The sequence below is a fragment of the Enterococcus sp. DIV1726a genome, from assembly GCF_051710985.1.
Classification (GTDB): domain Bacteria; phylum Bacillota; class Bacilli; order Lactobacillales; family Enterococcaceae; genus Enterococcus_B; species Enterococcus_B hirae.
In genome coordinates this window covers 14872-26629 of the sequence record NZ_JBIOLS010000001.1, presented here as the reverse complement: position 1 = coordinate 26629, position 11758 = coordinate 14872, and the positions used below count along the sequence as shown (strand labels likewise).

The following is an 11758-nucleotide window of genomic DNA, read 5'->3' as shown; positions in this document are numbered from 1 at the left end:
TATAGTTGGAGGTAATGCTCACTTTATACTGCTATACTCAATGAAACAAGAGGATTTAACTATCGTAGTTCTCTAATAAATAAGCTAAGTTCTAAGTACATTTTTATTAAATTTAACTTATTTTGGGAACTAGCAAGAAATGAGGGGTTTGTATGGGACAAAGAAATACTTTTTTAACTATTTTCATGCTAATAATGGTATTGATTATAGGTAGTTTTGTAATTAGCCTTTTTACTAGTATTTTATGGTTTGCAATTAAATTACTCATTCCTATTGCAATCATTATTTGGCTAATTCGTGTAATTTCTGGAACAAATCGTCGACATCATCGAAAATATTACTAATATTGAAAAAAGCAGCACACGACAGATTCCCCAGTCTTGTGCTGCTTTTTTCGTTATATTTTTATCAGTTGTTCCAAATGATATATCATTTGATGGTATTACCCTAAAGCTACATCTAGTACCATCATAATGATAAAACCTAACATCACCCCAAAAACGGCAAAATGTCGTTTACTTGATAATGTTTGTTGGGCTTCGGGAATTAATTCCTCAACAACCACATAGATCATCGCACCTGCTGCAAATGCCAGTGCATAAGGTAAAAGGATGGTTACTCGTGTCACTAGCACCGCACCAATCACACCTGCGATCGGTTCAACAATACCTGAAGCTTGTCCATATATAAATGCCTTTGTTCGACTCAATCCTTCTTGTCTTAAAGGAATCGAAACAGCTGCACCTTCCGGAAAATTCTGAATTCCAATACCCAATGCAACCGAAATGGCTGCCAAAACGGCCGCTGTTGGATTATCGGCTGTACTGGCAGCCCCAAATGCTACCCCTACAGCCAAACCTTCAGGGATATTGTGCAAGGTGATCGAAAAAACTAATAAGATTGTTCGTTTTAAATGCGTAGGTAGACCTTCTTTTTCGTGCTGTGGGCCAAAGTGCATATGAGGAAGCGTTTTATCAGCGATATAAAGAAAGACACCACCTAATCCAAAACCAATACTGACGACCAGCCAAGCGATATCGCCATTTTCTTCAGCTTTTGTAATCGCAGGATCAAGCAATGACCAAAAACTAGCAGCAATCATGACCCCCGAAGCAAAACCAAGCATGAGATTCAATACTTCTTTCTTGATTTCTTTAAAGAAAAATACCAACCCAGCCCCCAGAGCTGTCATAATATACGTAAATGCTGTCCCCGCTAATGCTTGTTGCCACGGGGCTAAGCTTAGTAGCCATTCTGTCATTTTATTCTCCTTTCGTGCCTTTACTTATTACTCTAGCATATTCAAAAAATCATGACTACTGTTTGTGTAAAAAAGCGAATCAGTTGGGCTTTTATTCTTAAAGCACTATACTTTAATTAATAAAGTTACGAAATTTTATCATTCATTTGATAAAGGAGTGGGAGAATATGGCAACAATCAATGCTGGTATCGCAATGGTCAAAGTAATGGAAAGTTGGGGAATCGAGCACATTTATGGGATTCCTGGTGGTTCGTTTAATTCAATCATGGATGCTCTTTATCATGAAAAAGATCAAATAAAATATATCCAAGTACGTCACGAAGAAGTAGGAGCGCTAGCCGCAGCAGCCGATGCGAAACTAACAGGAAAAGTTGGCGCTGTTTTTGGTTCTGCTGGACCAGGTGCCACGCATTTGATCAATGGTTTGTATGATGCACAAATGGATCATGTTCCAGTTGTTGCGTTGCTTGGACAAGTTGCAACTACTGCTATGAACTATAACTCTTTCCAAGAATTAAATGAAAATCCAATTTTTGCAGATGTTAGTGTCTATAATCGGACAGTTATGACACCTGAAAGTTTACCTCATGTCGTGGACGAAGCAATTAAAGCAGCCTATGAAAATAAAGGAGTAGCTATTGTAACCATTCCTGTTGATTTAGGTTTTGCAGACATTGAAGAAGAGAAAATATCTAACGCAGCTACTCATAAAACAGGTACTATCCTTCCTGATGAAAAAGATGTAATTGCTGCTCTTCCTTTTATTGAAAAAGCTAAAAAGCCTGTACTTTACATTGGACAAGGCACTCGTAATGGCTTTTCACAAATCAAAGATTTTACAGAACACTTTTCCATGCCAGTTGTTGCTTCTGTTTTAGCGAAAGGCATCATTCCAGATAACTATAAAAACTTTCTAGGCTTTGCTGGACGTGTGGCCACAAAACCTGCAAATGAAGCATTAGCAGAGGCCGACTTGATTTTATTTATGGGTAGTGACTTTCCTTTTGGTCGTGCGTTCTTTAACCCAGAGGCTGAATTTATCCAAGTGGACATCGATGCTTCAAAATTTGGTCGAAGACATGCTACCTCCCATACCATTTTAGGGGATGCCAATACCACATTAGCGAGATTAACACAGCTGGGCAAACCACGTCCTGAAGATCGCTGGTATCTAGCCAACCAAGAAAACAAAGCGAATTGGGTAAACTGGTTAAACTCATTCGCTGACCTTGAAGACCAACCGATTCGTCCTGAAGCTGTTTATAAAGAAATCAATCGGATCGCTGAAGAAGATGCGATTTTTGTAACAGATGTTGGGAATACGACGATCCATTCCATTCGATTATTAGACATGAACGGCAAACAAAAACACACGACCTCTGGTTGGTTCGCTACAATGGGGAATGGTGTTCCAGGTGGCATTGCCGCACAATTAAGTTATCCTGATCGACAAGTCTTTACTTTAAGCGGTGATGGTGGTTTTGCAATGGTGATGCAAGATATCATTACACAAGTGAAATACCAACTACCGATTATTAATGTGGTTTTATCGAATACATCGTTTGGGTTTATTGAAGCAGAACAAGAAGATACTGAACAGAAAAAATTTGGTGTGTTTTTAGAAGAGGCTGACTTCGGAAAAGCGAGTGAAGCACTGGGAGCTGATGGTTTCACGATTACTGAGTATCACCAATTAAGACCTGCATTTGATGCTGCTAAAAAATCCCAACGACCAGTAGTTATTGATGTAAAAATCAATAACAAACGTCCTTTACCGGTTGAAGATCTTCATCTTGATCCAAGAAAATATACAGAAGAAGAAATCAAACAATTCAAAGAAAAATACGAAGTGCATGATTTACCTGTATTGAATGAATTATATGAAAAAAGGAAATAATTGAACCTCTACTCTTTGAGAGATTCAGAAATATCAACTATAAAAAAGAAGCAACCAGGAAAATTCAGCCTGATTGCTTCTTTATATACTTTACTTTGTTTATCTGAACGCATATACGATATGGTTGATCCCAAAGAGCATAAAATAAAAACCGACAAGAAAACTTAAAGTCAAAGCGGAGGAAATAGGATTAAACAATAGTATACATCCTAATACCACACCCAAAATATTGATGATTACTGTAAACCAATAGTAGCCTGTGCTATAACCTTTCGCTAAATCAGCTGTAAATAAAGCTAAGATAGAGTCGGCAATAAACCAAATGGCAAAAACAAACGGTAAAGCAACTACTCCTGCACCAATATTGAACAAGAAGAAAATCCCGACTAAAATATCAATGATACCAATAACCAACGGCATTTTCCCTTTATATCCTGTCAATTCTTTCATGCGATTTCGTACAAATAATTCAAAAATTCCTTTTAAAAAGGCAAAAATAGCAAAAACAACGACAATCGCCACTAAATTACCAACAGGATCTTGAAAAGAGATTAATGAAACAAGGACAAATAAAATCCCTAAAATTAATGATCCCCAGTCTAGTGTTTTTCTTTCATTCATTTTCATTCCAACTTTCATTTTAATCTATTATTATACTAACGCTCTCTTTAAATAACGTCAAAACATATGCTGGCGATGAAAAACTAAAGTAATTTCTTTTCTGATCAGCTTTTGCTACTATTATTTTTTAGTAAAAGCTGCTCCACCTTTAACTTTCTGTAAACTCATTACCAACTTATTCTTCTACTAAATAATAAACATTTTGTCTTTCTTAACCACTTTCGAATCTCATCATTGCTTCATAGATACAATTTTTTCCATTCTTTCATGAGTTTTTGTCGTCATGTTCCACGTGAAACACAAAGAATAATTGATTACCTTGAAACTTTCTCTTTTCCCCTATATAATTCTAGGAGGCTCGTTAAATATTATAAAGATAAAGTGAGGAAAAAAATTGATTACTGTAAATGATGTAAGTTTGCACTTTTCAGACCGCAAACTATTTGATGATGTTAATATTAAATTTACTCCAGGAAATTGCTATGGCTTAATAGGTGCAAATGGTGCAGGTAAATCAACGTTCCTTAAAGTATTATCAGGAGACTTACAACCTTCTACGGGGACCGTTTCCATGGGACCAGATGAGCGAATGGCTGTATTGAAACAAAACCATTATGACTATGAAGAATATACAGTTTTAGAAACAGTTATTATGGGACATAAACGTTTATACGAAGTTATGAAAGAAAAAGACGCTATCTATATGAAGGAAGATTTCACTGATGAAGATGGTATCCGGGCAGCTGAATTAGAAGGTGAGTTTGCTGAATTAAATGGTTGGGAAGCTGAACCTGAAGCTGCTGTTTTACTACAAGGACTGAATATTCCAGAAGAATTGCACCATCAATTGATGAGTGAACTTACTGGTGGTCAAAAAATCAAAGTACTTTTAGCTCAAACATTGTTTGGTAAACCGGATGTATTACTCCTTGATGAGCCTACGAATGGATTAGATATCCAATCCATCAACTGGTTAGAAGAATTTTTAATTGAATTTGAAAATACGGTTATCGTTGTTTCTCATGACCGTCATTTCTTAAATAAAGTATGTACCCATATGGCAGATTTAGATTTTGGAAAAATCAAATTATACGTTGGTAACTATGATTTTTGGTTAGAATCAAGTCAACTTGCTGCAAAATTACAAGCAAATGCCAATGCCAAAAAAGAGGAACAAATCAAAGAACTACAAGAATTTATTGCTCGTTTTAGTGCGAATGCTTCAAAATCTAAACAGGCAACTTCTCGTAAGAAAATGTTAGAAAAAATTACTCTTGACGATATTCAACCTTCTTCACGTCGTTATCCATTCGTTGGATTTAAACCAGAACGTGAAATTGGTAATGATCTTTTACAAGTCGAAAATGTGAGTGTAACGATCGATGGTAAGAAAATATTAAATGATATATCATTTAACTTAAGTAAAGAAGATAAAGTTGCGTTCGTTGCTGAAAATGATATTACAACAACCACTTTATTTAAAGTAATCATGGGTGAGATCACTCCTGATACTGGAACTGTAAGATGGGGCGTAACAACGAGCAATTCTTATCTACCAAAAGATACAACGAAAGAATTTGATAATGAATTGACGATCTTAGATTGGTTACGTCAATACGCAAGTAAAGAAGAAGACGATAATACGTTCTTACGAAGCTTTTTAGGACGCATGCTGTTTTCTGGAGAAGAAGTATTAAAACCTGTCAATGTCCTTTCTGGTGGTGAAAAAGTGCGTTGCATGCTTTCTAAAATGATGCTTTCTAAAGCAAATGTCTTAGTTTTAGACGATCCTACGAATCATTTAGATCTAGAGTCGATTACAGCACTAAACGATGGCTTGATGGCCTTTACTGGCTCTATCCTTTTTGCTTCACATGACCATCAATTTATCCAAACATTGGCTAATCGTATCATTGCCGTTTCTGATAAAGGTGTTATCGATCGAGCAGATACAACCTATGATGAATTTTTAGAAAATAAAGATATCCAAAAACAATTGGATGAGCTTTGGAAATAAGACAACATCATTGTAGACTTAAGAAAAGGGCATCTCATCAGTCGGTGAGATGTCCTTTTCTTCTACGATAAACACTGTCTTTCACAACTACCAAGACACCTTCGATCCATTTACTTTCTATATTCATCATTTTCTCTTATTTCGCTTAATCAACCGCTTTATTTTTTCTGATGTGTAAGCTATAATAGAAAATGAAAAAGGGATTGCGCAAACAATCCCTTCATCAGTAACTCGTGCCGTTAAAAAGACGGTAGCCTTTTTAGAATGGTGACCATCTAAAACTTCTGCTAAAAGTGATTTAGATGGTTATTTTTTTTGGTCTTTTTTGTCAATTAACAACAACACAAATGTCGCAAATGCGAGCATGAGTTGTATTGCTTCATATACTGACAACTTTATTCCTTTCCAGGGAAAAAGCTCTTAACCATAAGCATCACCCCTTATCTAAGAGATTAGCTACCATCTTTTACACTCCACGAATTACTGGTTTTATTGTAGCAAACTTATCGAAAACTTGCTATCCTCATTAACTTTATTTTTAAATAATAATGTTATTTTTTACCTGACATGTATTTGATTCGTGTGCCTTCATTTTTTTTAATCAACAGCTTTACTTTTTTCCAATTGATAAGCTATAATGGATAGTGAAAAAGGGATTGCGCAAACAACCCCTTCATCAGTAATTCGTGCCGTTAAAAAGACGGTAGCTTTGTTTAAGTAATTAACCATCTAAAAACTCTGCTAAAAGTGATTTAGATGGTTATTTTTTTTGGTCTTTTTTGTCAATTAACAACAGCACAAATGTCGCAAATGCGAGCATGAGTTGTATTGCTTCATATACTGACAACTTTATTCCTTTCCAGGGACAAAGCTCTTAACCATAAGCATCACCCCTTATCTAAGAGATTAGCTACCATCTTTTACACTCCACGAATTACTGGTTTTATTGTAGCAAACTTATCGAAAACTTGCTATCCTCATTAACTTTATTTTTAAATAATAATGTTATTTTTTACCTGATATATATTTGATTCGTGTGCCTTCATTTTTTTAAAACTATTTTTTAATCAACCGCTTTACTTTTTTCCAATTGATAAGCTATAATGGAAAATGAAAAAGGGATTGCTCTAACAACCCCTTCATCAGTAATTCGTGCCGTTAAAAAGACGGTAGTTTTATTTTTTGGGTATATATACCATCTAAAAACTCGGCTAAAAGTGATTTAGATGGTTATTTTTTTTGGTCTTTTTTGTCAATTAACAACAATACAAATGTCGCAAATGCGAGCATTAGTTGTATTGCTTCATATACTGATAACTTTATTCCTTTCCAGGGACAAAGCTTTTAACCATAAGCATCACCCCTTGTTCAAGAGATTAGCTACCATCTTTTACACTCCACGAATTACTGGTTTTATTGTAGCAAATTTAGGAAGTACTTACTATCGACAAAAGATTTAACTTAATATAAATCAGTTATTTTATATTCTAAAAAAGAATCACTCGAAGAATATTCTTTTTCTTCTGAATGGTTCTTTTTTGGGGCATTTCTTCTACAATGACTACAATTTTTTATCGAGTGATTCCCATTGAGAATATCGCAATACATCCATATCCTGTATGGCTTGCGATGGTAGGCCCAAGCGGATATAACTTGACTTCTTTCATCTTAATATTCTCTTCAAGTAATTGTTTTGTTTTTTCAGCACTTTCTAAATCTCCTGCATAAGCAATATAAACAGTTTGTTCTAATGGGGCGACAATGGTTTTGACAGTTTCCTCAACAATTTTTTGTATCGATTTATTTCGTCCTCGTACTTTGCTGATATTCGTCAAACGTCCTTCCTGATCGACTGTGATAATTGGCTTCACGTTTAGAATACTACCTAGTGTAGCACTAGTTTTAGAGATACGTCCCCCACGTTCAAGGTGTTTGAGATCATCAACGGTTACCCAAGAATGTACTTTTAAGTAATTGTTTTTTAACCATTCTAAGTTCTCTTCTAATGTTTTCCCCTCGTTTTTCAACCGAACAGCTTCCAATACTAATAACCCTTCCCCAACGCTTGCGGCTTTTGTATCAAAGACCTTTACTTGTGGATCTGGATATTCTTCTTTTAATAATTCTACTGCTTGTAACGCACTATTATAGGATCCACTTAAAGCACTGGAAAAAGCAACATAAAGGATAGGAATATTTTGTTCAACATAAGGACGGAAAAATTCTAAGTATTGACCCACATTGATTTGTGAGGTCGTTGGGGTAGCCCCATTTCTTAATTGTTCCATATAATGATCATAATTAAACGTTTTTCCCAGATCATCTACTAATTCTTCTTCATCTAACTGGATCTTCATTGATAAATAATCAACCTTGGCTGCTTGTAGCACTTGATAAGGCAGATCACAACATGAATCGGTTACGATTTGATACACACCCTTCAACTCCTTCAACTTTTCATTTTACCCTTAACTCCTATTATAGCAAATCTCTTGCATGGAAAATAACGTTAACTATGTTTGTAAAAAGGAAAACCATTGTCTTCGTAAAATTTTAATGGATGATTAAAAAGAAGAACAACGCTCACCGCTAAACCAACTTTGATTACTTATTGAAAAAAAACGCCAAAATCTACAAAAATGTTAAAAACAAATTTCGCAGTTTCGACGTTTTCTTTCTTTACCGCATGAGCATTCTTACCTATACTTCTGCTATTTCGTTCATTCTTAAGGAACAAGAATGTCCTGTCTCAACGAACTTAGCTGAATGGCTTAAATTTGTGCCCAGACGCTTTCTAAGATATTTGTTTGTGTTCTATCAGGTCCAACAGAAAATGTTGAAATACGCACACCTACGAGTTCAGAAATACGTCTGACATAGTTACGTGCATTTTCTGGTAATTCAGCAAGTGTTTTGCATGCTGTAATATCTTCAGACCAACCTGGAAGTTCTTCATAAACAGGTTTACAACGTTTCAATTCTTTCAAACTTGCTGGATAATGATAAATCAATTCTCCATCGAGCTCATAAGCTGTACAAATTTTTACTGTATCAAGTCCACTTAAGACATCAATTGAATTAAGGGATAGATTAGTAATTCCTGAAACACGTTTTGAGTGACGCATCACTACTGAATCAAACCATCCCACACGTCGTGGACGACCTGTAGTCGTTCCGTATTCGCGACCAACTTCACGAATTTGTTGTCCCGTCTCATCAAACAATTCAGTTGGGAATGGACCATCTCCTACACGAGAAGTATAAGCTTTACATACACCAACAACTTTATTGATTTTAGATGGACCTACGCCACTACCGATCGTTACGCCACCTGCGACTGGGTTTGAAGAAGTAACAAATGGATAGGTTCCTTGGTCGATATCCAGCATAACCCCTTGTGCGCCTTCAAATAATACTCGTTTTCCTGCATCTAGGGCATCATTTAAAATGACAGATGTATCGGTAACATACTGTTTGATTTGTTGACCATATTCATAATATTCTTCAAATATCGAGTCAAAATCAATTGGCTCAGAATCAAACATTTTTACAAATTGACGGTTTTTATCTTCTAAGTTTAAACGTAAGCGTTCTTCAAAAATTTCTTTGTCTAGTAAGTCAGCGATGCGGATCCCTACACGAGCTGCTTTGTCCATGTATGCTGGTCCGATCCCTTTGATTGTTGTACCGATTTTATTTTCACCTTTTGCATCTTCTTGTAATTGATCTAACTTGATGTGATAAGGCAAAATAACATGTGCTCGGTCAGAAATACGTAAGTTATCAGTAGTTACACCTTTTTCATGTAAATAAGCTAACTCTTTGACTAATGATTTAGGATTGACTACCACACCATTCCCGATCACACTGATTTTATCTTTATAAAAAATCCCCGAAGGAATCAAATGCAGTTTATAAGTAACACCGTTGAATTTGATCGTGTGTCCTGCATTATCGCCACCTTGGTACCGTGCGATCACTTCAGCATTTTCACTAAGAAAGTCAGTAATTTTTCCTTTCCCTTCGTCGCCCCATTGTGTACCTACCACTACTACAGATGACATTTGAACACCTCGTTTTATTTTATTTAATCCTGAATTATTGTAACAATAACTCATTACTTATTCAACTAAAATCGAATGATTCTTTTATTTATTTTATAAAAACGCTTGAAAAACGAACGATGATAAATTTTAAATAGAAACTAGTGTAAACCAAACTATTCAGAGAAGAAAGTTCCTTTAGTACAAAGCAAATAAGATAGTTTTTTAGGGTTTATTACTCGTTGCCACTGACAGAATCGTAATCTAAACATCTTTGCTTATTAGAAATAATGATTACTAGGGTAGACTGCTTCCTAATTTACTATACTATTATTTCCCAAATGTGATTCTGCTGCGTTTTCTTTTGATAAAGAACAGTTGGAATGATCGATAGCTAAAAAAGCACCTCCAAATTAACGAGATAATTTGGAGGTGTTTTTTTATAGTCAATATTATAATCAATATTCTTCTCTCGGGGATAACGACGAAAATTTGTTGTATTCTTTGATAAACAGTAATTCTACTGTACCACGGGCACCACTACGGTTTTTTTCGATGATGACTTCAATGACATTGTCGTTTTTTGGTTCGTTATCCTCATTGTCTTCGCCACCTTCTCTTTCATAGTAATCATCTCGATATAAGAAGGCTACGATATCAGCATCTTGCTCAATGGAACCCGATTCACGGATATCACTTAATACAGGACGTTTATCTTGACGTTGTTCTACTCCACGGGAAAGCTGGGACAACGCAATAACTGGTACTTTTAATTCTTTGGCTAGCTTTTTTAATTGACGTGAAATATCAGATACTTCTTGTTGACGATTTTCTCTCCCGTTTCCTTCAATCAATTGCAAGTAGTCAATCAAGATCAATCCAAGATTTCCTTTTTCCTGCGCTAATTTTCGGCATTTGGCACGAATCTCAGAAATTTTTATTCCTGGAGTATCATCAATAAAGATATTTGCCCGTGACAAACTCCCCATTGCAACGATCAAATTAGACCACTCTTCTTCAGAAAGTTGACCGGTACGCAAATGGCTTGCTTCGATCGATCCTTCCGCACAAAGCATCCGATTGACAAGCGATTCAGCCCCCATTTCCAAACTAAAAATAGCAACTGAACGATCGGTTTTTGTCCCGACATTTTGAGCTATATTTAATGCGAAAGCTGTTTTCCCTACCGCAGGCCGAGCTGCTAGGATGATCAATTCCTCAGGTTGAAAACCTGCTGTCATTTTATCAAGTCCTTGGTATCCAGTCGGTAATCCTGTGATTTCTTCATTATTTTGGGCCAGCTGGTCAATATTTTCAATGGTTGAGTTCAGGACTTCTGCAATAGATAGAAAGCCACTGCGGTTTCTTTTTTCTGATACTTCTAAAATACTGCGCTCGGCATCATCCAGAATCGACTGGACTTCTTCCCCTTGTTCAAACCCTTTTGTCACGATCCCAGTAGCTGTTTGGATCAGTGTGCGAAGCAATGATTTTTCTTCAACGATTTTCGCATAGTAGACGATATTTGCTGCAGTAGGTACTGCTAACGCTAAATCTGAAAGGTAGCTTAACCCACCAGCATCTTCTAATAAGTTCGCTTGCTCCAACCGATCTTTTACAGTCACTACATCTATTGCTTCATTACGGTCATTTAATTCGATCATTGTTTCAAAAATGATTTGATGTCCCCGACGATAAAAGTCTTTCGGTTCTATGTACTCCATGGCATCAATGATCGTTTCAGCATCTAAAAAAACCGATCCTAAAACCGCTTGTTCAGCTTCAATATTTTGCGGTGGAATTCGATCCTGCCACACTTCATTCATACATATCGCTCCTTGTCTTCAATTGCTTTATTTTACAAGAAAATCGTAAAAAAGTCACTTTAAAAAAGTGAGTGTAATGGTTGCTTATCTTT

The 11758-nt window shown here is 36.0% G+C and carries 11 protein-coding genes; 3 read left to right on the top strand and 8 right to left on the bottom strand.

Features of this window, described 5'->3' with window-relative positions:
* Positions 1–152: 152 nt before the first annotated feature.
* On the top strand, positions 153–344 hold the full coding sequence (locus IGJ27_RS00120; protein WP_010720485.1) for a hypothetical protein: 192 nt from the start codon (positions 153–155) through the stop codon (positions 342–344).
* A gap of 98 nt (positions 345–442) precedes the next feature.
* On the opposite strand, the gene IGJ27_RS00115 is transcribed toward IGJ27_RS00120, so the two are convergent.
* Positions 443–1261, bottom strand: coding sequence for a ZIP family metal transporter (locus IGJ27_RS00115; RefSeq protein ID WP_178306280.1), 819 nt, complete (start codon positions 1259–1261; stop codon positions 443–445).
* A gap of 167 nt (positions 1262–1428) precedes the next feature.
* On the opposite strand from IGJ27_RS00115, the gene spxB reads away from it, so the two are divergent.
* Positions 1429–3159 carry a pyruvate oxidase gene (gene spxB, locus IGJ27_RS00110; protein ID WP_178306281.1) on the top strand — a complete coding sequence of 577 codons (1731 nt, stop codon included), beginning with the start codon at positions 1429–1431 and terminating at the stop codon, positions 3157–3159.
* A gap of 99 nt (positions 3160–3258) precedes the next feature.
* Here the strand turns inward: spxB and IGJ27_RS00105 are convergent, their stop codons facing one another.
* Positions 3259–3780: an HdeD family acid-resistance protein gene (locus tag IGJ27_RS00105; protein ID WP_010720488.1), complete on the bottom strand. Its 522-nt coding sequence runs from the start codon at positions 3778–3780 to the stop codon at positions 3259–3261.
* A 394-nt stretch (positions 3781–4174) separates the two neighbouring features.
* Here IGJ27_RS00105 and IGJ27_RS00100 point away from each other — a divergent pair, with 394 nt between their 5' ends.
* Positions 4175–5797: an ABC-F family ATP-binding cassette domain-containing protein gene (locus tag IGJ27_RS00100; protein ID WP_178306282.1), complete on the top strand. Its 1623-nt coding sequence runs from the start codon at positions 4175–4177 to the stop codon at positions 5795–5797.
* Between the two features lie 306 nt (positions 5798–6103).
* On the opposite strand, the gene IGJ27_RS00095 is transcribed toward IGJ27_RS00100, so the two are convergent.
* The 6 genes from IGJ27_RS00095 to dnaB all read right to left on the bottom strand — a co-directional run bounded on the left by IGJ27_RS00095 (position 6104) and on the right by dnaB (position 11666).
* Positions 6104–6190, bottom strand: coding sequence for a putative holin-like toxin (locus IGJ27_RS00095; protein WP_223603319.1), 87 nt, complete (start codon positions 6188–6190; stop codon positions 6104–6106).
* Between the two features lie 367 nt (positions 6191–6557).
* Positions 6558–6644, bottom strand: a complete 87-nt coding sequence (locus IGJ27_RS00090; RefSeq protein ID WP_223603319.1) for a putative holin-like toxin — start codon at positions 6642–6644, stop codon at positions 6558–6560.
* Between the two features lie 383 nt (positions 6645–7027).
* Positions 7028–7120, bottom strand: coding sequence for a putative holin-like toxin (locus IGJ27_RS00085; protein WP_370566778.1), 93 nt, complete (start codon positions 7118–7120; stop codon positions 7028–7030).
* A gap of 248 nt (positions 7121–7368) precedes the next feature.
* Entirely contained in the window at positions 7369–8232 is an 864-nt protein-coding gene (locus IGJ27_RS00080) for a DegV family protein (RefSeq protein WP_373191516.1), read from the bottom strand.
* Positions 8233–8568: 336 nt separating this feature from the next.
* Positions 8569–9861, bottom strand: a complete 1293-nt coding sequence (locus tag IGJ27_RS00075) for an adenylosuccinate synthase (RefSeq protein WP_010720491.1) — start codon at positions 9859–9861, stop codon at positions 8569–8571.
* 437 nt (positions 9862–10298) lie between these two features.
* Positions 10299–11666, bottom strand: coding sequence for a replicative DNA helicase (gene dnaB, locus IGJ27_RS00070; protein ID WP_010720492.1), 1368 nt, complete (start codon positions 11664–11666; stop codon positions 10299–10301).
* Positions 11667–11758: the final 92 nt, after the last annotated feature.

Bases quoted from the DNA above. Each gene is read 5' to 3' on its own strand.
- IGJ27_RS00120 (WP_010720485.1), top strand. From the start codon at position 153: ATGGGACAAAGAAATACTTTTTTAACTATTTTCATGCTAATAATGGTA.
- IGJ27_RS00115 (WP_178306280.1), bottom strand. From the start codon at position 1,261: ATGACAGAATGGCTACTAAGCTTAGCCCCGTGGCAACAAGCATTAGCG.
- spxB (WP_178306281.1), top strand. From the start codon at position 1,429: ATGGCAACAATCAATGCTGGTATCGCAATGGTCAAAGTAATGGAAAGT.
- IGJ27_RS00105 (WP_010720488.1), bottom strand. From the start codon at position 3,780: ATGAATGAAAGAAAAACACTAGACTGGGGATCATTAATTTTAGGGATT.
- IGJ27_RS00075 (WP_010720491.1), bottom strand. From the start codon at position 9,861: ATGTCATCTGTAGTAGTGGTAGGTACACAATGGGGCGACGAAGGGAAA.
- dnaB (WP_010720492.1), bottom strand. From the start codon at position 11,666: ATGAATGAAGTGTGGCAGGATCGAATTCCACCGCAAAATATTGAAGCT.